The sequence below is a fragment of the Streptomyces sp. NPDC001410 genome (assembly GCF_042895235.1).
GTDB lineage: Bacteria > Actinomycetota > Actinomycetes > Streptomycetales > Streptomycetaceae > Streptomyces.
The window spans coordinates 143,689-164,215 of record NZ_JBIAWE010000018.1; the positions used below are offsets into that span (position 1 = coordinate 143,689).

Annotated in this window: 20 protein-coding genes and 1 pseudogene; 12 read left to right on the forward strand and 9 right to left on the reverse strand. The window is 71.9% G+C overall.

Translation table 11 applies throughout. From position 1 onward, the window contains the following. Nucleotides 1–56 precede the first annotated feature (56 nt). Nucleotides 57–1,010: a LysR family transcriptional regulator gene (locus ACFY3C_RS34090; RefSeq protein ID WP_390773541.1), complete on the reverse strand. Its 954-nt coding sequence runs from the start codon at nucleotides 1,008–1,010 to the stop codon at nucleotides 57–59. Between the two features lie 197 nt (nucleotides 1,011–1,207). Next, nucleotides 1,208–2,104, reverse strand: coding sequence for an NAD(P)-dependent oxidoreductase (locus tag ACFY3C_RS34095; protein WP_386578785.1), 897 nt, complete (start codon nucleotides 2,102–2,104; stop codon nucleotides 1,208–1,210). A gap of 107 nt (nucleotides 2,105–2,211) precedes the next feature. On the opposite strand from ACFY3C_RS34095, the gene ACFY3C_RS34100 reads away from it, so the two are divergent. The 6 genes from ACFY3C_RS34100 to ACFY3C_RS34125 all read left to right on the forward strand — a co-directional run bounded on the left by ACFY3C_RS34100 (nucleotide 2,212) and on the right by ACFY3C_RS34125 (nucleotide 8,486). Beyond that, nucleotides 2,212–2,562: a winged helix-turn-helix transcriptional regulator gene (locus ACFY3C_RS34100; protein ID WP_386578786.1), complete on the forward strand. Its 351-nt coding sequence runs from the start codon at nucleotides 2,212–2,214 to the stop codon at nucleotides 2,560–2,562. Nucleotides 2,563–2,758: 196 nt separating this feature from the next. Next, nucleotides 2,759–4,285: an alpha-N-arabinofuranosidase gene (locus tag ACFY3C_RS34105; RefSeq protein WP_390773542.1), complete on the forward strand. Its 1,527-nt coding sequence runs from the start codon at nucleotides 2,759–2,761 to the stop codon at nucleotides 4,283–4,285. Between the two features lie 12 nt (nucleotides 4,286–4,297). Continuing rightward, complete coding sequence (locus ACFY3C_RS34110) at nucleotides 4,298–5,590, forward strand: glycoside hydrolase family 27 protein (RefSeq protein ID WP_390773543.1); 1,293 nt, start codon at nucleotides 4,298–4,300, stop codon at nucleotides 5,588–5,590. A 2-nt stretch (nucleotides 5,591–5,592) separates the two neighbouring features. Beyond that, nucleotides 5,593–6,597, forward strand: a complete 1,005-nt coding sequence (locus ACFY3C_RS34115; protein ID WP_390773544.1) for a LacI family DNA-binding transcriptional regulator — start codon at nucleotides 5,593–5,595, stop codon at nucleotides 6,595–6,597. A 100-nt stretch (nucleotides 6,598–6,697) separates the two neighbouring features. Further along, nucleotides 6,698–7,267 (forward strand): TetR/AcrR family transcriptional regulator, encoded by a 570-nt coding sequence (locus ACFY3C_RS34120; protein WP_386578790.1) that lies wholly within the window; start codon nucleotides 6,698–6,700, stop codon nucleotides 7,265–7,267. 37 nt (nucleotides 7,268–7,304) lie between these two features. Further along, nucleotides 7,305–8,486, forward strand: a complete 1,182-nt coding sequence (locus ACFY3C_RS34125) for a GDSL-type esterase/lipase family protein (RefSeq protein ID WP_390773545.1) — start codon at nucleotides 7,305–7,307, stop codon at nucleotides 8,484–8,486. Nucleotides 8,487–8,508: 22 nt separating this feature from the next. Here the strand turns inward: ACFY3C_RS34125 and ACFY3C_RS34130 are convergent, their stop codons facing one another. The 3 genes from ACFY3C_RS34130 to ACFY3C_RS34140 form a co-directional block, all read right to left on the reverse strand. Beyond that, nucleotides 8,509–9,180, reverse strand: a complete 672-nt coding sequence (locus tag ACFY3C_RS34130) for a class F sortase (protein ID WP_390773546.1) — start codon at nucleotides 9,178–9,180, stop codon at nucleotides 8,509–8,511. A 109-nt stretch (nucleotides 9,181–9,289) separates the two neighbouring features. Further along, nucleotides 9,290–9,886, reverse strand: coding sequence for a hypothetical protein (locus tag ACFY3C_RS34135; RefSeq protein ID WP_390773547.1), 597 nt, complete (start codon nucleotides 9,884–9,886; stop codon nucleotides 9,290–9,292). A gap of 215 nt (nucleotides 9,887–10,101) precedes the next feature. Continuing rightward, nucleotides 10,102–11,505 (reverse strand): glycoside hydrolase family 43 protein, encoded by a 1,404-nt coding sequence (locus ACFY3C_RS34140; RefSeq protein WP_390773548.1) that lies wholly within the window; start codon nucleotides 11,503–11,505, stop codon nucleotides 10,102–10,104. A gap of 278 nt (nucleotides 11,506–11,783) precedes the next feature. Between ACFY3C_RS34140 and ACFY3C_RS34145 the strand changes: the two genes are divergently transcribed. Together ACFY3C_RS34145 and ACFY3C_RS34150 are read left to right on the forward strand one after the other, a co-directional pair. Further along, nucleotides 11,784–12,785: a hypothetical protein gene (locus ACFY3C_RS34145; protein WP_390773549.1), complete on the forward strand. Its 1,002-nt coding sequence runs from the start codon at nucleotides 11,784–11,786 to the stop codon at nucleotides 12,783–12,785. Between the two features lie 101 nt (nucleotides 12,786–12,886). Beyond that, nucleotides 12,887–13,762, forward strand: a complete 876-nt coding sequence (locus ACFY3C_RS34150; protein ID WP_390773550.1) for a hypothetical protein — start codon at nucleotides 12,887–12,889, stop codon at nucleotides 13,760–13,762. Between the two features lie 75 nt (nucleotides 13,763–13,837). Here the strand turns inward: ACFY3C_RS34150 and ACFY3C_RS34155 are convergent, their stop codons facing one another. Both ACFY3C_RS34155 and ACFY3C_RS34160 read right to left on the reverse strand, forming a co-directional pair. Then, on the reverse strand, nucleotides 13,838–15,046 hold the full coding sequence (locus tag ACFY3C_RS34155) for a cytochrome P450 (protein ID WP_390773551.1): 1,209 nt from the start codon (nucleotides 15,044–15,046) through the stop codon (nucleotides 13,838–13,840). Next, on the reverse strand, nucleotides 15,043–15,753 hold the full coding sequence (locus tag ACFY3C_RS34160) for a tRNA-dependent cyclodipeptide synthase (protein ID WP_386578798.1): 711 nt from the start codon (nucleotides 15,751–15,753) through the stop codon (nucleotides 15,043–15,045). Before ACFY3C_RS34160 ends, ACFY3C_RS34155 begins: the two co-directional genes overlap by 4 nt. Nucleotides 15,754–15,943: 190 nt before the next feature. Here ACFY3C_RS34160 and ACFY3C_RS34165 point away from each other — a divergent pair, with 190 nt between their 5' ends. From ACFY3C_RS34165 to ACFY3C_RS34180, 4 genes are all read left to right on the forward strand, one after another. After that, nucleotides 15,944–16,810: a fructosamine kinase family protein gene (locus ACFY3C_RS34165; protein ID WP_390773552.1), complete on the forward strand. Its 867-nt coding sequence runs from the start codon at nucleotides 15,944–15,946 to the stop codon at nucleotides 16,808–16,810. A 179-nt stretch (nucleotides 16,811–16,989) separates the two neighbouring features. Continuing rightward, nucleotides 16,990–17,181, forward strand: coding sequence for a putative ATP-grasp-modified RiPP (gene tgmA / locus ACFY3C_RS34170; protein ID WP_189893498.1), 192 nt, complete (start codon nucleotides 16,990–16,992; stop codon nucleotides 17,179–17,181). Between the two features lie 17 nt (nucleotides 17,182–17,198). Continuing rightward, nucleotides 17,199–18,182, forward strand: coding sequence for an ATP-grasp ribosomal peptide maturase (gene tgmB / locus ACFY3C_RS34175; protein ID WP_390773553.1), 984 nt, complete (start codon nucleotides 17,199–17,201; stop codon nucleotides 18,180–18,182). A 35-nt stretch (nucleotides 18,183–18,217) separates the two neighbouring features. Then, the gene (locus ACFY3C_RS34180) at nucleotides 18,218–19,114 is read left to right on the forward strand and encodes a Gfo/Idh/MocA family protein (protein ID WP_390773554.1); all 897 of its coding nucleotides are present in this window, start codon (nucleotides 18,218–18,220) and stop codon (nucleotides 19,112–19,114) included. Between the two features lie 9 nt (nucleotides 19,115–19,123). On the opposite strand, the pseudogene ACFY3C_RS34185 reads toward ACFY3C_RS34180, so the two are convergent. Then, a pseudogene (locus ACFY3C_RS34185) lies at nucleotides 19,124–19,449 on the reverse strand (hypothetical protein). 44 nt (nucleotides 19,450–19,493) lie between these two features. Further along, entirely contained in the window at nucleotides 19,494–20,402 is a 909-nt protein-coding gene (locus ACFY3C_RS34190) for a GNAT family N-acetyltransferase (RefSeq protein WP_390773555.1), read from the reverse strand. Nucleotides 20,403–20,527: the final 125 nt, after the last annotated feature.

A 20,527-nucleotide genomic window follows, 5' to 3' on the forward strand; every position in this document is an offset into this window, starting at 1 on the left:
CATGGCACTACGGGCCCATAACATCGCGGCCCGCTGCGACGCGACGACGGCGGCCGCTACGCCCCGGCGATGCTCCAGGTGCGCGAAGCCCAGGTCCTCAAGTGCGGTGCCTGGGCGACCAGATCGCGGTAGGCGCCGAGGGCCGACTGGAAGAGCGTCTCCACGACGTCGGCGGTGACGGCGTCGGGGCGCCAGGCCAGCACATAACGGCACCACAGCGGCGAGCCGGCCAGCGGCTTGACCGTGACGTGCGGGATCGGGCGCAGCGTCGGCTGCACCATGGAGACACCGAGACCGTCGGCGATCATGCTCTGCAGCTGGGTCTGGTCGCCGAGGAACTCGTGCACGGCGACGGGGGCGAACCCGGCCGCGGCACAGGCGTCGTAGAACACCCCGGGCCAGCCGGCGCCGTCGTCCGGGGTCACGAACCAGTCGTCCTCGGCCAGGTCGGCCAGCTGCACCTGGGCGCACTGGCGCAGGCGGTGACGCGAGGGCAGGGCGACGAACGTCGGCTCGGTGACGATCCCGCGGTGTTGCACGGCGGTCGAGTGCCGCAGCTCCATGCCCGGGTAGTCGGCGGCGATGGCCGCGTCCACCGTGCCCTCCTCCAGCAGTTCGACGATCCGCGAGGAGGCGTAGACGCTGGTCACGGCGAGGGACAGATCCGGCAGCCGGGTGCGGACGCGGGACACCGTGCCGGAGAGCATGGGCGAGTTGGTCGCGGCCACGCGCAGCGTACGGCGCGGCCGGGCGGAGGCGGGGCGGTGGCCGATGGCGTCGGCGCGGGCCAGCACGTCCCGGGCCTGGGCGACGACCTCGGCGCCGTACCGGGTGGGCCGCACTCCGCTCGCGCTGCGTTCGAAGAGCGGCTCGCCCAGGTGCCGCTCGATACGTCTGAGCTGGGTGCTCACGGCGGGCTGCGAGTACCCGAGCTGCGCTGCGGCACGGCCCACGCTGCCCGCGTCGGCGATCGCGCACAGCACACGCAGGTGCCGAAGCTCCAGCTCCATCGGTCCACTCCCCGTTTCGTCCCACGGCCGGCCCCGGGAGACCGTCCGTCTCCCGGGAAGCCCATGCTCACAGCTCCGCCGGCCGTGGTCGCGACCGGCGGACGGAAGCGTTCCATCGCACGGACGCGCGCACAAGTCGCAGGTCCGCGTCCGTTACGTTCCGTCCGCCCGCCTGCACGGGGAGTCGCAGCCCGGCGTCAGTGCCGGCCGAGCACCTCCGCGACCCGGATGAACCCGTCCGTGCCGTGACCCAGGCCGATGACCCGGCGGGCCATGCCCTCCGCCGCGCGCATCACGCCCGCGTCGATGCCGTGGGCCTCGGAGTGGGCGACGACATGGGCCATGGTGGAGACGGCCGAGGTGATGGGGTTGATCGCCCCGGAGTAGGTGCCGGTGTCGGCGTCCTCCGCGAACTCCGCGAAGAGCGGCGGCAGGATGGCGCCGATGCCCTGGGCGAAGGGTGCCAGTTCCCGGGCGGTGACACCCTCCGCCCTGGCGATCGCCACGGCGTGCGCGTAGCCCGCCATCGCGGTCCAGAAGAGGTCGAGCAGCGCGATGTCGAACGTGGCGGCGCGCCCGATCTCCTCGCCGAGGTGGGTGTGCGTGCCGCCCAGGGCCTCCAGCAGGGGCAGCTGCTTCTGGAAGAGGTCCCGCGGGCCGCTGTGCAGGAACACGGCGCCGGGCGTGCCGATGCTCGGTGCGGGGGTCATGATCGCGCCGTCCAGGTAGCGGATGCCGTGGGCTGCGGCCCAGTCGGCCGTGTCCCGCGCGCGACCGGGGGTGTCGGCGGTGAGATTGACGACGGTACGGCCCTTCAGTGCCCGGGTGACGGCGCCCTGGCGCAGGACGGCGTCGGCCGCGTCGTAGTTCACCAGGCAGACGACGATCAGGTCGCTCGCGGCGACGGCCTCCTCGGCGGTCGCGGCGCCGACGGCGCCCTGTGCGATCAGCTCGCGGTCCCTGCCCGGCGTGCGGTTCCAGACCGTGGTCCGCAGCCCGGCCGTCAGGAAGGCGCCGGCCAGCGAACGGCCCATCGGGCCCAGACCGAGCACGGTGACCGTGGAGCGTGCGGAGGACGCAGAGGGTGCAGGCATGATTCAACTCCCGTATAAGTAAAGAAAAGTGGCCGAACGGCCAGGCGGACGAGCGGACGAGCGGACGAGCGGACGAGCGGACGAGCGGACGAGGGAAAAGGACGAGCATGACGCGCAGCCGTGCCCAGGATCCGAACGTGTGCGGAGTGACCGCCGCGATCGCGGTGATCGACGGCAAGTGGAAGACCTCGCTGCTGTGGCTGCTGGAGTCCGGTCCGCACCGGCCGGGCGAACTGCGGCGCCTGCTGCCGGGGCTGAGCGAGAAGGTGCTGACTCAGGCGCTGCGCGAGATGGAGTCGGACGGGCTGGTGCACCGGGAGGTGCACGACGTGCTGCCGCCGAAGACCGTGTACTCGCTGACCGGGTTCGGCCGCGACCTGGCCGAGGCCCTGGGACCCCTGTCCGACTGGGGCCACCGCCGCCTGGAGCGGCTCGTCGCGCCGCGGCCGGCTTCCTGAAGCCCTGTCACGTTCACCTCTCCACCCCCTGTCCGGCAGCCCCTGACCTCGGAGAACAGCCTCTCCCGGTGGGGCGGGGCTGCCAAGTACCCACAAAAAAGTGGGTGTTCGCGGCCGCCCTCCGCTCTCTTGACGCGACCGCACCTTGGTGCCAGCTTTTTTATCGATACAAACGATCTCGGATTGGAGTGCCGTCGTGCCCACCGCCACCGCGATCATCAACCTCGACATCGAGGGTCCGACGATCAGCCGTCATCTCTACGGCCACTTCGCCGAGCATCTCGGGCGGTGTGTGTACGGCGGTTTCTGGGTCGGTGAGGACTCCCCGATCCCGAACGAGGGCGGCATCCGGCTCGACGTCGTCGAGGCGCTGCGCGCCCTGCACATCCCCAACCTCCGCTGGCCGGGCGGCTGTTTCGCCGACGAGTACCACTGGCGGGACGGCATCGGCCCGCGTGAGCAGCGGCCGCGGATGGTCAACACGCACTGGGGCAACGTCGAGGAGAACAACCACTTCGGCACCCACGAGTTCATGGCCCTGTGCGAACTGCTGGGCGCGGAGCCGTACATCAGCGGCAACGTCGGCAGCGGCACCGTCCGTGAGATGAGCGAGTGGGTCGAGTACCTGACCCGCGACGGTGACAGCCCCATGGTGCGGCTCAGGAAGGCCAACGGCCGCGAGGAGCCGTGGCGGGTCAGGTTCTGGGGCATCGGCAACGAGACCTGGGGCTGCGGCGGCAACATGCGCGCCGAGTACTCCGCCGACCTGGCCCGGCAGTACGCCACGTACTGCCGCGACCACGGCGACAACAGGCTGTACCGCATCGCCTCGGGCGCCTCCGACGACGACTACAAGTGGACCGAGACGCTGATGCAGCAGATCAGCTGCTTCGGCTGCGAGGCCACCCCGCGCACATACTTCCAGGGCATCTCCGTCCACCACTACACGCTGGCCGGCCCCTGGGAGGCGAAGGGCAGCGCCACCGGGTTCGGCGTCGACGACCACTACCGCACGATGCTGTCCGCACGGCGCGTGGACCGGATCCTCACCGGCCACTCCACCGTCATGGACATCTACGATCCACGACGCACGGTCGGTCTCGTCCTGGACGAGTGGGGCACGTGGTGGGACGTGGAGCCCGGCACCGACCCCGGCTTCCTGTTCCAGCAGAACACCATGCGGGACGCGCTCGTGGCGAGCACCCACTTCGACGTGTTCCACCGGCACGCGGCCCGCCTGTACATGGCCAACATCGCCCAGACGGTCAACGTCCTGCAGGCGATGCTCCTCACCGACGGGGACGCGCTGGTGCTGACCCCGACGTACCACGTGTTCGAGATGAACAAGGGCCATCAGGACGCCACTTCGCTCCCCGTTCACCTGCGGACCGAGTCCGCCCTGCGCCGGGTCGGGGATGCCGAGCTGGAGACGGTGTCGGCCTCCGCCAGCGTCAAGGACGGATCGCTGCTTCTCTCGCTGAGCAATCTGGACGCCGAGGAGCCCGCCGAGGTGAGCCTGGACCTGCGCGGCGGCCGCATCGGTGAGCCGTACGCCCGCGTCCTGACGGCCGACAAGCTGCAGGCGCACAACACCCAGCAGTCGCCCACGGCCGTGACACCCCGCCCCTTCGACGACGTGACCGTCACCGGCCGGGGACTGTCCCTCACCCTCCCGCCGCACTCGTTCGTCACGGTCCAGGCGCCCGTGACCCTCGCGGACTGAGCGGAGTCGAGCATGGACCGACCGATGCCCGCCCGGCACCTGCGCCCTCCGATGGGCTGGAACAGCTGGGACTGCTACGGCACCACGGTCACCGAGGACGAGGTGCTCGCCAACGCCGGGTTCCTGCGGGACCACCTGCTCGCGCACGGCTGGGACACCGTGGTGGTGGACATCCAGTGGTACGAGCCGACGGCCCGCGCCCACGGCTACAACCCGGACGCGCCGCTGGTCCTCGACGCCCACGGCCGCCAGCTCCCCGCCCCGAACCGGTTCCCGTCCGCCGCCGGCGGGGCCGGATTCGGCCCGCTCGCGCGGCGGGTGCACGACCTCGGCCTGCGCTTCGGCCTGCACATCATGCGCGGCATCCCGCGCCGGGCCGTCGCCGCCCGGCTGCCCGTCGCCGGCACCGGCTTCACCGCCGACGAGATCGCCGACACCGGCTCCGTCTGCCCCTGGAACTCCGACAACTACGGCCTGAACCACGACCATCCGGGCGCCCAGGCGTACTACGACTCCCAGGTCGCCCAGTTCGCCCGCTGGGGCGTGGACTTCGTCAAGGCCGACGACATGCTCTTCCCTTACCACGAGCGGGAGATCGCCGCGTACGCCCGGGCCGTCGAGCGCAGCGGCCGGCCGATCGAGCTGAGCCTCTCCCCCGGCACCGACGTCTCCCTCGCCCGCCTGGACCATCTGCGGGCGAACGCCACCATGTGGCGGGTCTGCGACGACCTGTGGGACCGTTGGGAGGACGTCGAGGCCCAGTTCGCCCGGATGGCACGCTGGGCTCCCTGGCAGGACGAAGGCAGCTGGGCGGACGCCGACATGCTGCCCCTGGGCCGGATCGGCATCCGCGCCGAGCGCGGCGAGGACCGGCTGTGCCGGCTCACCCGCCCGGAACAGATCAGCCTGCTCACCCTGTGGCTGATCTCCCGCTCGCCGCTGATGATGGGCGGCGACCTGCCCGGCAGCCCGCCGGAGACGCTCGAACTGCTCACCAACGACGAGGCGTTGGCCGTCCTGTGGCACAGCACCGGCAACCGCGAGGTGCTCCGCGAGGGCGACCTCGTCCTGTGGACCGCCCGCGACACCGACGGCACCACCCGCTACGCGGCCGTGTTCTCCCTGGCCGGCGAACCCCGCCGGTTCCAGGTGCCGCTCGGCTCGGTCGACGCCCTCCGCGGCGACCGCGTCCGCGAACTGTGGACCCGTACCGACACCCCGCACGACGGCCGCCACCTGACCGTCGGCCTGCCCGCCCACGGTGCCGCCCTCTATCGTCTTGCGGAGGACACCGGGCGGGAGTGAGCGTGGCGACGATCCAGGACGTGGCGAAGGCGGCCGGGGTGTCGGCGATGACCGTGTCCAACGTCATCAACGACCACCCCAACGTCCGCCCCGCCACCCGGCAGCGCGTCCTGGAGGCGATGGCCCGGCTCGACTACCGCGTCAACGTGGCCGCCCGCAATCTGCGCAAGGGCCGTACCGGAACCATCGGTCTCGCCGTCCCCGAGGTGAACCGCCCGTACTACGGCCGGCTGGCCGCCGCCATCATCACGGCGGCGGCCCGGCACGGCCTGCGGGTGAGCATCGAACAGACCGGCGCCCGGCGGGAGAACGAGCTGGCGGCGCTCGCCCTGTCCCGCAACCGGCTCTACGACGGGCTCATCCTGGCCACCGTCGGCATGGGCCCCGCCGACGTCGGCTCCCTCAGGGTCGACCCCCCCGTGGTCATCCTGGGCGAGCGGATCTTCGGCGGCCCCGTCGACCACGTCGCGATGCCCAACGTGGCGGCGGCCGCGGCCGCGACGGGGCACCTGATCGAGCGCGACTGCCGGCGCATAGCCATCCTGTGCGGGGAGCTGCGCGGCGAGGTCGACGTGTCGAGCCTGCGCCACGCCGGCTACCGGCAGGCGCTGGAGGCGGCGGGCCTGCCCGTGGATCCGGAGCTGGTGCAGAGCCTGCCGTCGCTCACCATGGACGCCGCCGCCCGGCGGACCCGGGCGATGGCGGCGGAGGGACTGCGCTTCGACGGCGTGTTCTGTGTGACGGACACCGTGGCGATGGGCGCGCTGCGCGGCCTGGCCGATTCCGGGGTGCGGGTGCCCGGGCAGGTCAAGGTGATCGGCTTCGACAACGTCGACGAGAGCGCGTTCCTCGTTCCCTCACTGTCGACCGTGGACCCGGACCACGACCGGATGGCCGAGCGGGCGGTCGCGCTGCTGGCCGCACGGATCGGGCGGGCGGGGCCGCCGCTGGACCAGGAGGAGTTCGTCAGCCGTTTCTCCCTGGTCGTCCGCGAGTCGACGGGCTGACACACCTTTCTCGGACGCCGAGCCTCACTACAGCACTATGCCACTTGCCTAAACATTTTAGGCAGCTGCATAATCGATGTCGGCAAATGGGAGGAAGCTCATGGCACGCGCAGGACTGACCGCGGAGCGTCTCGTCCGTGCGGGAGCGGAGCTGGCCGACGAGGTCGGCTTCGGGCAGGTGACGGTGTCCGCGCTGGCCCGGCGTTTCGACGTCAAGGCCGCCAGCCTGTACTCGCACCTGAAGAACTCCCAGGAGCTCAAGACCGGGATCGCCCTGCTCGCACTGGAGGAACTCGCCGACCGCGCCGCCGACGCGCTGGCCGGCCGGGCCGGCAAGGACGCCCTCCAGGCCTTCGCGAACGTCTACCGCGACTACGCCCGCGAGCACCCCGGCCGCTACGAGGCGGCCCGGTTCCGGCTCGACCCGGAGGCCGCCGCCGCGAGCGCCGGCGGCCGGCATGCCCAGATGACCCGGGCGATCCTGCGCGGCTACGACCTGGCCGAGCCCGACCAGACCCATGCGGTCCGGCTGCTCGGCAGCGTCTTCCACGGCTACGTCAGCCTCGAGTCGGCCGGCGGGTTCAGCCACAGCGCCCCCGACTCGCAGGAGTCCTGGACCCGGATCCTGGACGCCCTCGACGTACTGCTGCGCAACTGGCCGACGCCCTGACTCCCCCTCTTCCCCTTCTAGCGACAGGCTCGCACCGATGCCCTCGTACGACTGGCTCACCATCCCCCTGACCGCCGGCCTCATACGCGGCGCCCTCGACCTGGAACGCACCGAGCACGGACTGCTGCCGCACCGGCTTCCGGCCCGGGCCCGGGCCCAGTGCGCCGACCCGCAGCTGCACATGGTGGAGTCCCAGCCGTCGGGCGTGCGGCTGGTGTTCCGCACGCGCGCCACCGCCGTCGAGCTGGACACGCTGCCGACCAAACGGGTCTACGTCGGCGCCCCGCCACGCCCGGACGGCCTGTACGACCTGCTCGTCGACGGGCACCCGGCCGGCAGCGCGTCCGTCACCGGCGGCAACACCCTGACGATCGACATGGCCGCCGGCACCACCGAGCAGCGGCCCGGCCCGGTCGGCACCGTACGCTTCACCGGCCTGCCCGCCGCGGTGAAGGACGTCGAGATCTGGCTGCCGCACAACGAGACCACCGAACTGGTCGCCCTGCGCACCGACGCGCCCGTCGAGCCGGTGCCGGACGAGGGCCGCAAGGTGTGGCTGCACCACGGCAGTTCCATCAGCCACGGCTCCGACGCCGCGAGCCCCACCACCACCTGGCCGGCGCTCGCCGCCGCGCTCGGCGGGGTGGAACTGATCAACCTCGGCCTGAGCGGCAGCGCCCTCCTCGACCCGTTCACCGCACGCACCCTGCGCGACACTCCCGCCGACCTGATCAGCGTCAAGCTCGGCATCAACGTGGTCAACACCGACCTGATGCGGCTGCGTGCCTTCGGCCCCGCCGTCCACGGCTTCCTCGACACCATCCGCGAGGGCCGGCCGGACACCCCTCTCCTCGTGATCTCGCCGATCCTGTGCCCCATCCACGAGGACACGCCGGGCCCGTGCGCCCTGGACTTCGGCTCCCTGAGTTCGGGGCAGTTGCGGTTCCGGGCCACCGGCGATCCGGCGGAGCGGGCGTACGGCAAGCTCACCCTGGGAGTCATCCGGGAGGAGCTGGACCGGATCGTGCGGCAGCGGGCGGCCGAGGACCCGCACCTCTACCACCTCGACGGCCGTGAGCTGTACGGAGAGGCCGACAGCGTCGAACTCCCGCTGCCCGACGACCTCCACCCGGACGCCGCCACGCACCGCAGGATCGGCGAGCGCTTCGCCGCGCGGGCCTTCGCCCCGGGCGGTCCCTTCGCGGACGGCGCCGCCTGACCCGTACCGGTCCGCCGGGGCGTCACACGAGGTGGGCGAAGACCACCAGGTTGTCGGTGTAGTCCTCCACCGAGTGGTCGTAGTCCCCCGCACAGGTGATGAGCCGGACCTCGGGGCGCGCCGTGTCGGCGTACACGCGCTTGCTCGGGAAGTCGTCCTTGGCGAAGGTCTCCGTGTCGTCCACGACGAAGTTCGCCCGCTGCCCGTCGGCCCGGTCGACGGAGAACCGGTCGCCGGTCTCCAGCTGGTCGAGGTTGGCGAAGACGGCCGCGGAGGTCGGCGTGTCGACGTGTCCGGCGATGACCGATGTGCCCGCCTCGCCGGGCGAGGCGCCTTCGGAGTACCAGCCGACCAGGTTGGTGTTGGCCGCCGGTGGGGGCTCGAGCTGCCCGGAGGGGTCGAGGGAGAGGGCGGCGAAGGGTGCGTCCACGGAGATCTTCGGGATGAGGAGCCGGATCGGCACGGAATGGGGCAGCGGCCGGCCGGCCTGGAGGGAGTCGCCCGTGGCGGCGCCGGTCGCGCCCGCGGTACGGGAAACGTCCGGGGTGTCGTTCGCACCGTGATGGCCGCCGAACAGGCTGACGGCGAGGACGGCGATCGCCACGCCCCACAGGGTCAGCCGGCCGCCGAGGCCGGGGGTCGGCTGGTCCTTCGCCGGTTCGGCGGGGGGCGGGGAGGAGGGATCTGCTGCCATCGGACACCACCTCACTCGGGCACGGCAGCACGCGGATCTGGGCCCGGGGGCGGGCCGCCGGCGCGGTGTGCGCCGACGGCGGCCGCATCCCTGGCATGGGGGAGTCCGGTCAGGACGCCGGCTCGGTGGCCTTCTTCCGGCGCAGTGCGTACATGCCGGTGGCGCCTACCGCGAGCACGGCGAGCCCGCCCGCGGTCACACCGGGCGTGGCGAGGGCGCCGCCTCCGGTGTGCATGCCGCCGCGCGGCTTGTCCTGGTCGTCACCCCCGCCGCCCCAGTCGCTGTCCTCCTTGTCCCCCTTGCCACTGTCACCCTTGTCCCCCTTATCTCCCTTGTCGCCGTTGTCTCCCTTGTCCTCGTCCTTGTTCTTGTAGGTCTCGGGGTCGAACCTGCTGTCGTCGCTGCTCGAGCTCCAGTCGTCGTCACCCCGCACCGCGGCGAGGGCGCCGCCGCCCGTGTGCATTCCGCCGCGCGGTGAGTCGTGGCTGCCACCGCTGTCGCGGTCCGTGCTGTAGTCGTTGTCGTGGTCGCCGCCGGAGCCCTTGTCGCGGCCGCCGCCGGAATCGCTGTCTTTGTCCCTGCTGTACGAGGAGTCGTCACGGCCGCCGTCGTCCCCGGTCGATACGGCGAACACGGCGCCGGGTGTGACAAAGGAGAGGGCGGCCGCGGCGGCCGCCGTGGCGAGCAGGATGCGGGCAGAACGCATGTCGAGATCCTTCCGCCGTGGCCGGGCAGCGGATTCGACATCGGCTGAATGAACCCGGCCTCGACATGAACCACCGTCAGTCAGGCGGTTGCCCCGCACCATCCGGGCCGCCCAGCCGGGTCATCACTCCACCCGTCTGTCCCAGCGACACGCCGGAACACCCCTCGTTCGGACCAGCCCCCGTCACCCGTCCGCCCGCCGCTCGGCCGGCGCCGTCAGTAGCCCACGAGGAACGTCGCGTCCGCCTGGTCCGTGGCCGTGGAGATCGGGTCGATGCGCAGGACATAGTCCGAATGCCTGAGATAACGGGTGGGGTAGTTGTGCGAGCGGAACGACGTCCAGCCGGCGTCGGCGAGGCCCGCGGTCCGGTGGAAGGTGGCGTCCTGGGCGAAGGTCGAGGTGCCGTCGTTCACGTCGAGGCGCAGCTGGTACGCGTAGTGCCGCAGATAGCGGGTCGGGTAGTTCACCGACTGGAAGGAGACACCGGATCCGTCGGCCAGGCCGGGGACGAGCTTCCACTGGGAGTCGGCGTACGGGTCGAAGGGGTAGGCGTCGATGCGGCCCACGTAGTCGGCGTGGCGGATGTAGCGGTCCGGGTGGTTGTAGGACTTGATCCGGTTCCAGGCGGGTGCGCCCCACTTGGCCACGAGGTCGGTGTACTCGGTGGTGGTGATGGGCTGGATGGTGCCGTGCTTGGAGTTGACCGGCTGGGTGTAGGTGCGCTGGTCGAGGGCGGTCCAGGTGCCCGCGGCCAGGTCGGTGCTCTGCCAGGCGTAGAAGACGCCGTTCGGTGTGTACGTGTCTCCCCACAGCCACCAGGTGCCCGAGGTCTGGGACTTGACGAGGATGGGGGCCTCGGTGCCTCCATGGGCGGTCGGCGCGCTGAAGACGGTGAAGCTCCCGGGGTCCAGCGAGGTGGATCTGGCGCCGACCAGCGCCTGGGCCGAACTGCTCTTGAAGTAGAGGTAGTTGACACCGTTGACGGCTACGGCGAGGTCTCCGTCGATGACGTCGTAGCCGGGGTCGAAGAAGACCTGCGGGGCGGAGACGGTCTGGAAGTCGCTGGTGTAGTTCACCATGATCACGTTGTGTCCGCTGGAGTTCACGGACGAGTAGATGATGCCGTACTGGCCGCGGCCCGCGTCCCAGAATGCCTCCGGGGCCCAGCTATGGGTGTTCATGTCGTGCAGCTTGAGGCGGCGGTAGTGGGTGAAGGTGCGCAGGTCGGCGGAGTCCCAGACGTGGATGTACTGGCTGACGTAGCTCCAGTCGGTGCCCTTGAGGTCGGTGGCGAGGACGACGAAGGCGCCGTTCTGCTTGCGCAGGACGAACGGGTCGCGCAGCCCGCCGGCACCTTCGGTCGGGGTGACGACGGGGTTGTTCTGGTTGAGCGGCATCCAGCGCAGCGCGTCCGTGCTGACGGCGAGGTGCAGGCCGTAGTCGGTGCCGGTGCCGTTCGGTGACTCGGTGAAGTACCCCATGACATAGGCGGAGTCCGCGGCGTGGGCGGGGCGGGCGCCCAGGGTCAGGTCGGTGGCCGTGGCCAGCGGCACGGCGGCGGCCATGCCGAGGAACAGCCGGCGTGAGGGCAGGCCTTGGCGGTGGGGGGTTGCGCTCATGTGGTCTCTCCCGGGACTCTTCAACTTCCGGTATTTCGAACGGAGTTCGGTAAGCCGGTCAGAAAGTAGAGGTGCGGGAGGGGCGCGTCAATGCTTGTGACAGGCAAGGGGGCCGTGAGGCAGGGAGCGCTCCACCGGGGGCGTCCGTGCCGTCCCCCGTCCGGGCCAGCGCGGTCGTACGGCCGTGCGGGCGCCCCTAGCCTGAGTCCGACGAACCATCACGGCACGGCGGTGCCTCCCTGTCGCTCGCCCCGCCGAGAACGAGAAGGGGCCGAGCCATGACCGCCGCCGCAGCCGTGCTCGGGCGCGGCATCCGCCGACTGTTCACGGCGTCGCTGGGTGCCCTGGCCGGGGTCGCCGCCGTCGCCGCACCGGCCCGGGCCCACGTCGGCGATGTGACGGAGTTTCCGATCACGACCACGGCCGGCGCCCTCCCCGCCGGCCTCACCACGGGACCGGACGGGGCCATGTGGTTCGCGGCATCCGGAGTCGGCCGGATCGGGCGGGTCACCGTCGAAGGCAGGGTCACCGACTTCCCCACCTCCAGTCCGGACAGCTTCCCGCTCGCCATCACCACGGGCCGGGACCAGGCGCTGTGGTTCACCGAGGGGACGGCGAACAGGATCGGCCGCATCACCACCTCCGGGCAGCTCACGGAGTTCCCGGTGCCGACGGCCGGCGGCTTCCCGACCGGCATCGCGCCCGGACCGGACGGTGCCCTCTGGTTCACCGAGGCGGACGGCAACAGGATCGGCCGCATCACCACCTCCGGCCGGATCACCGAGTACCCGGTCCCGACCCCGAGCGCCTCCCCGAACTCCATCGCGGCGGGCGGCGACGGAGCGCTGTGGTTCACCGAACTGACCGGCGGGAAGATCGGGCGGATCGACGGCTCCGGCCGGATCACCGAGTTCGCGCTGCCTCCCGCGTCCGGCTTTCCCGACGACATCGTCACCGGCCCCGGCGGCATGTGGTTCACCACGTCCGGTTCGAACTCGGTCGACCGGATCGACTCCACCGGACGCGTCACCGGGATCCCACTGCCCGACCCGGACAGCAGCCCCAGCGGCATCACCCTCGGGCCGGACGGGCAGGTGTGGTACGCCGATCAGTCCGGCCGGATCGGTCGCGTCGAGGCGACCGGCAGGATCACCGCCTTCCCGGTGCCGGGCGGCCCGGACAAGGTGCCGTTCCGCATCGCCGCCGGTCCCGACCACAGGGTGTGGTTCACGGGGCTGCTCGGCAATGTCATCGGGCGCGTCCAGGCCCTGCCCGAGTGATCACACTGGCCGGAAACCGACCCGAACCCGCTTGTTATGACAGCAGTCATAGCGCAGGCTGGTGCCGACAGCACGGCAGGCCGACGCGGTGGGAGGAAGCAGTGGCGGGCGGGACGGCACGGACGATGTGGGAGCGGTACGAGCCGGTGCACGATCTCGTGTACTTCGCGCCCGAGGCGAGGCAGGCGGCGGACCGGCTGGGGTTGCGCGGGTTCTGGATGGGGTACTTCGCGCTGCGGGCGGCCCCGTTGGGCGCGGTGTCGCCGTCCGTGGTCACCGGCTCCTTCTATGTCTTCCACCCCGCCCGGGTGGCCCGTGCGCTGCCCGACGCCTGGGGGTACGCGGCTCCGGAGGAAGTGCTGGCGGCCCGCGGGGACGCCATGGACGCGGCCATGACCCGTCTGTTCGGGCCGGATGTGACGGGCTCGGCGGAGCTGGCGGAGGCGGCCGATCTCGCGTGGGAGGCGGCGGCCGCGGCGGACGTTCCAGGACGGGTGCTGGCCGCGGCCAACCAGGCGCTGGAGCGGCCCGAGCGGCCGACGGTGCGGCTGTGGCAGGCCCTGACGACCCTGCGCGAGCACCGGGGCGACGGGCATGTCGCCGTCCTGGTGGGCCTGGGGCTCGGGCCGGTCGAGGCCATGGTGCTCAAGGCGGCCGCCGGGGAGTCGGACGGGGCGTTCCTGCGGGAGACCCGCAGGTGGGAGCCGGAGGACTGGGCGGCGGCCGAGGCCGCCCTGCGGGAGCGCGGCTTCCTCGCCGAGGACGGATCGCTGACCCGCGCGGGTGTCGCCGGGCGCGCGCACATCGAGATGCGGACCGACCAGGCCGCCGAGCGCCCGTGGAGCGCGCTCGGTGCGGAGCGCACCGCACGCCTGGCCGAGCTGTTGGAGCCGCTGGCCCGCACCGTCGAGGACTCGGGGCTGCTGCCGCCCGGCAATCCGGTGGGGCTGACGCGACGGGAGTCCGCGCGCCGGTGACGGTGGCGCATGTCGGCGTCCCCGTCCGGGGTGCCGGACCGGGACGCCGTACAGGACGTACGGGGAGCCCCTGGGTTACCAGGCCACCGGGAGCCGTTCAGGGATCCGCTTCATGAAGCCGGTGCGCCACACCAATTGACTCGGCGGCACGGCGAGCATGAGGTCCGGCAGGCGTTCGAGCAGGACCTCCAGGGCGATCCGGGCGTGCGCGCGGCCGAGTGCGGTGGCGGGGCAGTAGTGGGCGCCGCCGCCGAAGGAGAGGTGGTCGGCGGTGTTGTCGCGGTGGACGTCGAAGCGGTGCGGGTCGGGGAACTTCTCCGGGTCGAGGTTGGCGCCCTCCACCAGGACCAGGACGAGTTCGCCCCGGCGGACCTGCACGTCGCCGAGCCGGACGTCCTCCAGCGCGAGGCGCGGCAGGGCGTCGCCGATGGAGAGGTTCACCCGCAGCAGCTCCTCCACCCCCGGACCGATCAGGTCGGGGCGGTCCCTGAGCAGGTCCGTGGCCATGGGGTGGGTGAGCAGGTAGACCAGGGCCATGGCGAGGAAGCCCGAGGTGGAGATGGTGCCGGCGCCGAACATGGTGACGCCGACGGTGGCCAGCATCTCGTCGGTCAGGTGGGCATAGTCGGGGTCGTCGCGCAGGGCGGCGAGTTCGCCCATCAGCCCGTGGGTGGCCGGGTCGTCGAGCAGGGCGGTCATCCGGGTGATGTCCCGGTCCCAGTTGATCTTCGCGCCGGTGATCGGGCACGCCGAGTTCATGAAGGCGATGTCGAGGCTGCGCAGGAAGGCCGGGGCCTCGGTCTGCGGGATGCCGAGGATGCGGCAGTGCATGCCCGCCGAGTACGGCTCGCAGAACGCGTCGCGCAGGTCCGCCGTCGGCCCTTCGGCCTCCATCAGGTCCACCAGGCGGTGGGCGTCCTCGCGCAGCCGGTCCAGCAGGCCGGGCGCCTTGGGGTTGAGCGCCTTCATCACCGCCCGGCGCAGCCCCGCCCCGGTGATGTTGCCCATGTTGTTCACGACCTCGGGCGGGATCGTGAGCGCGTACTGGCGGGGGACGCCGGGCGCGGAGGTGTACTTGAGGGAGAAGCGGTCGTCCATGAGGACCTGCCGGCACAGGTCGTAGGAGGAGACCAGCCACGCCTCGTCGCCGGCGATGGTCCGCACGCGCCGTACGGGGGTGGCGGCGCGCAGGTCCTCGACCTCGGCGGGCACGCGGGTGCCGTCCCAGGAGAACGGGAAGGCCGGCAGCGGCGCTTCGGTGCGGATGTCGGGGGCGGTGGTCATGCCGCGGCTCCTTGCCGGTCGGCGGGCGTCACGATGGCGTGGCCCTGGTTGCGGGAGGCGCGCAGTCCGGCGCCGCGGGAGTACAACAGCTCGGCCATCGGCAGCAGTTGGTGGTAGCAGTTGAGCGACGAGGGCACCTTGAGGATGGCGGGGGTGTCCAGGAACAGGGGCGCCTCGGCGCACACGTACTCCAGGCACACCTCGCGCTGCCGCTCGCTGGCCTGCTCGCCGCGGGCGGACAGGAAGCGGCTCACCAGGGCGTCGCAGACGCGCCGGAAGTCGCTGTCGGAGTGCAGCCGGTGCTGCAGCTGCCGGTGGATCTCCTGGTAGGCGGGGTTGGTGCGGAAGGCCGACATCGGGTGCCAGTCGAGCCGGGTGCCGTCCGGGTCGGCCTCCGTCACCGCGTCGCGGACCTTCGCGCGCACGCCCCGCAGGTTCTTCACGGCCTTGCGGCGGGCCTCGTCCGGCGCGTAGCCGGACGCCTCGTACATCTCGGCCACGTACAGGTCGGTGTAGACGAAGTCGACCCTGTCGAAGTGGTCCAGCCCCCAGCGGGCGAGGTCATGCAGGCGTTGGGCGGAGAAGTAGCTGTTGCCCGGCGACACGCCGATCACGGCATGTGCGCCCTCGCCGAAGATGACTTCGCAGTGGGAGGTGTAGGGCTGAACCTCGAAGACGTCGGCCATCAGCACGGATGCTGTGGTCAAGGGGGATAACCCTCCGCCGCGCGCTAGTCCCGTCAGGGCCCTGTGCCCCTGGTGTGGCGACGCGGCGCCCTCACGCTAGCCGTACGACGCCAACACGGGTAGTTACTGCCTGGGTTTGGCCGAAATCAGTCGTATCAATGGTCGAAGTGCCCTCAGAGGAACCTCATTTGCGGGTCGTACGCTGGGGCCCGTGGTCAAACGAGACGAGGATCCGGGACAGGCGGCGTCCCGGCTCACCGGGCGCCGGGTCACGGCCGCGCGGACGCCGTCCGGGTCGCCCGCGGAGGTGACGCTGGAGGGGGGAACGGCGGTGATGGTCAAGCGTGGCGACGCCCCCGGCGCGGTACGCGCCGAGGTGACCGGGCTGCGCTGGCTCGGCGCGGCGGGAGCGGTCCGGGTGCCGGAGGTGCTCGGCCACGACGAGCGGTGGATGGTCACCGAGCGCGTGCCGACCGGGCGGCCCGACGCCGCGGCGGCGCTGCGTTTCGGCCATGCCCTCGTGGCCCTGCACGCCGCCGGGGCACCGGCGTTCGGCGCGCCGCCGCCGGGCGGGCCGGAGGAGGCGTACATCGGCCTCGCCCCCATGCGCAACACGCCCGCGTCGGACTGGCCCGGCTGGTACGCCGAGCATCGCGTGCTGCCGTATCTGCGCGGTGCGGTCGACGCCGGCACGATCCGACCCGCAGAGGCCGCCGTGATCGAGCGGGTCTGCGAGCGGCTGCCGGAACTCGCCGGGCCGGCCGAGCCGCCCGCCCGGCTGCACGGCGACCTGTGGAACGGGAATGTGCTGTGGGCCACAGACGGGGCGGTCCGGATCATCGACCCGGCCGCGCACGGCGGGCACCGGGAGACCGACCTGGCGATGCTCCAGCTGTTCGGCTGCCCGCACCTGGACCGGGTGCTGGCCGGGTATCAGGAGGCGGCGCCGCTGGCCGACGGCTGGCGGCGGCGCGTCGGCCTGCATCAGCTGTTCCCGCTGCTGGTGCACGTGGTGCTGTTCGGACGCGGCTATGCCGAGCAGGCCCTCGCGGCGGCTCGCGGCGCCCTCACGGAATGAAACGGAACGTAAGGCACCGCACGCCCGCGGGCGGACCGCGCAACTCCCCTCGACCGGTGTGACGTCCTCCTATCCGACACCCCGAACGCCCCCTCTGCGGACCCCGGTTACGGAGTGTAAGGAAACCAACCACCCGTTCGATTCGTATAAGGACGTGAAAGCCGAATCAGGGAGAGACCATGCAACCGTTCACGCTCAACTACGCGCGCCCCGCTGTGCAGTTGGACGTCATCGCTCCGTACGCGTACGACTCCGGACTGCAGTTGAACGTCCTCCCGGACGGGCGGATCGCCGCCACCGATCACGCGACCCTGAGAGCACTGGGGACAACGACCTCCACGGCAGGCTCCAAAACGCACTTCGACGACTGAACGCGGGCCGGTGCAAGATGACCGTGCTCATCCTGACCAGTGAAGAGGACGTGACGGCGGACATGGTGGTCCTCCAGTTGGGCCGGGCCGGCGTGCCCGTGGTCCGGCTCGATCCCGCCGACCTCACCAACGGCGTGGCGCTGTCGGGCGAGTACGTGCAGGGCGCCTGCCGCGGACACCTGTCCGTCGGCGGGCGCCTGGTGAGCATGAACGGCCTGCGCTCCATCTGGGTGCGCAGGCCGGGGGCCGCGGCCCTGCGCGCCGGCCAGCCCTCCGCCTGGCTGACCGAGGAGTCCGCCCAGGCGCTGTACGGCATGCTGCGCTGTACCGGCGCGCGCTGGATGAACCATCCGGATGCGGCCCGCCGGGCCCGCCACAAGCCCTGGCAGTTGCGACTCGCCCAGCTCAGCGGGCTCGCCGTGCCGGCCACGCTGATCACCACGTTTCCGCAGGCGGCCCGGGAGTTCGCCGAGCGTTTCCCGGACCTGGTGGTCAAGCCCGTCTCCGGCGCGCATCCCCAGGAGCCGCCGCGGGCGGTGCCCACCAGCCGGGTCGCGCCGGACGCCGACTTCGCGGCCGTCGCCTTCGGTCCGACCCTGCTGCAGCGGCGGATCCCCAAGCGGGCCGACATCCGGCTCACGGTCGTCGGCGAGCGGCTGCTGGCCGCGCGCAAGCCGGCCGACCCGGACGGCCACCCCGACGACATCGACGTCCGCTTCGCCCCGTCGGTCTCCCCCTGGCTCCCGGCTGAAGTGCCCCCGCGCGTCGCCGAAGCCGTCCTGCGCTACCTGAAGGACGCCGAACTCGCGTACGGTGCCTTCGACTTCGCGGAGGACTCGGACGGGATCTGGTGGTTCCTGGAGTGCAACCAGTCGGGCCAGTTCGGCTTCGTGGAGATGGACACCGGCCAGCCGATCGCCGAGACCATCGCGCAGTGGCTGGCCGGGCACGGGGACCATGCGGTGCCGTACGTCAACGGCGGCCGGGACACGGCATCGTGAGGCCGTGGCGACCGGTCAGCGGAAAGGAACGCGAGATGCGCATCGGACTGCTGGGAACGGGCCCGTGGGCCCGGGCGGCCTACGCCCCCGCGCTCGCCCGGCACACCGGCCTGGACTTCGCCGGGGTGTGGGGCCGCCGCCCGGAGGCGGCCACCGCGCTGGCTGAGCAGTACGGCGTCGGGGCGTACGACGACGTGGACGCGCTGCTGGCCGACGTGGACGCGGTGGCGGTGGCTCTTCCGCCGTCCGTGCAGGCCGAGTTGGCGGTACGGGCTGCGCAGGCGGGCCGTCATCTCCTCCTGGACAAGCCATTGGCGGTGGGGGTCGCCGAGGCCCGGGCGGTGGCCGAGGCCGCGGAGCGGGCCGGGGTGGCCTCGGTGGTGTTCTTCACCACACGCTTCCAGAAGGAACCGGAGGCCTGGATCGACGAACAGGCCACGGCGGCGGGCTGGTTCACGGCGCGGGCGCAGTGGCTTGGAGCGGTGTTCACGAGCGACAGCCCGTTCGCGGCCTCTCCCTGGCGACGGGAGAAGGGCGCGCTGTGGGACGTGGGACCGCATGCCCTGTCCGTTCTGCTCCCGGTCCTCGGCGACGTACGGCAGGTCCTGGCGGCGGCGTACGGCCCCACCGACACCGTGCACCTGGTTCTCGACCACGCCACGGGCACGTCCAGCACGCTCACGCTGAGCCTGACGGCACCGCCCGCGGCGGCCGGGGCCGACCTCGAACTGCGGGGCGAGGCCGGCGTGTCGCTCCTGCCGAGAAGCTCCGAGGGCGCCGTTCCCGCCCTCACCCGCGCCGCCGACGCCCTGCTCACCTCCACCCGCACCGGCCGCCCGCACCCCTGCGACGCCGCGTTCGGCCTGCGGGTCACCGAGATCCTGGCGGCGGCAGAGGCAAAGCTGGCCGGGGAACCGGCCTCCCTCGCCTAGCGCCCAGTCCTAGGGCTGGTCCTCCTCGAACGGTTCGTCGCTCCACCGGAACCAGGCCCGGTCCCCCTCGATGTGCAGCAGGAACTCGGAGACCGGGCCGTCCGGCGAGGACAGCGAGACACGGCGCCGTATCTCGTCGTAGGCGGACTCCCACTCCTCCCAGCGCTCGTCCTCCAGCAGGGCCAGCTCACGGGCGAAGAGGTCCTGTACGGCGGCGAAGCCGGGCCGGTGGTGAAGCTCCCCGACAGCCAGGGGAAGTCGGCCTCGTCGATCCGGATCTCGCCGACGGAGTCCTCCCCGGCACGCACCCGCCACACCTCACCGTCGAAGGCCATGGCCCCTCCCCCGTTCCGCCGCCGCCGATCACCCCGTCAGCTTGTCACCCGGCACTGACAACGCGCTCGGACCAGAAGTTGAGACGCTCCCGTACGACGGGGTAGCCGGCCCTGGTGAAGTGTGCGGCCATCGGGAAGTTGTCCTGGTCGGTGGCGGCGGCGATGAACTCGGCGTCGCGTTCGACGAGGAAGTGGGTGCACTCGGCGAGCAGGTCGTAGGCGTAGCCACGGCCGCGGTGCTCCGGGAGGACGCCGATGAAGCCGATGCACGGTCCGTTCGGATTGCGGGCCGGGATGTGGATGCCGACCGGTTCACCCTCGGGCGTGCGGGCGAGCTGCCACCACGCGCGCGGTGACGGGAACCAGTGGAAGATGTCGAGTTCCTCCTGGGCGGCCTGGTCGATTCCGCCCTGCTCGATGGCCCGCCGGGCGTGGGCGTCCAGGGTGACGGAGTGGATGCGGCGCAGGGCGTCGAAGAAGACGGTGTCGTCCGGTTCGGCGGAGAAGACGAGGCGTCCGGGGCGCTCGGGCAGGCCGTTGTCCGGGGTCCAGCGGTAGATGAAGCGTTCCACGAGCGGTTCGTATCCTGCTTTGCGGGCGGCGGCGGTTCGGGTGGTGACGGCGGCTGGCAGACCGGGGACGTCCCGCCAGCCGGCGGGCAGGTCGAGTTCGAGTTCCTCGGTGCGCCAGGGTGCCGTCCGCAGGAGTTCGGCTCCCGCGTCCTGTTCGCCCTCGGCCACGTCGAACCAGTTGATGACGAGCGGCTCGGGGTCCTCCGGCCGCGCCCACCAGGCGGCGCGGGCCACGACCCGGCCGTCACGCAGGGCGACCCGCTTCCAGTCGGGCCGGTACCGGGTCTGCCGGTGCTTCGCACGGAAGCCCAGCGGGTCGGGCAGGGTGTCGAAAAGGTGAGCACTGCTCTCGTCGAGCGTGCGGATGACCACAGCGGTCATGGATTCCTCCGGGATGCGTGCTGCGTACAGCGGGGCGCGCTCCCGGTCAGACGTGTCACGCCCGAGGAACGGGAAGGCGGGAGCGCTGGGTGACTGCGGACTGCATGGCGCTCGCCTCCTTCCGG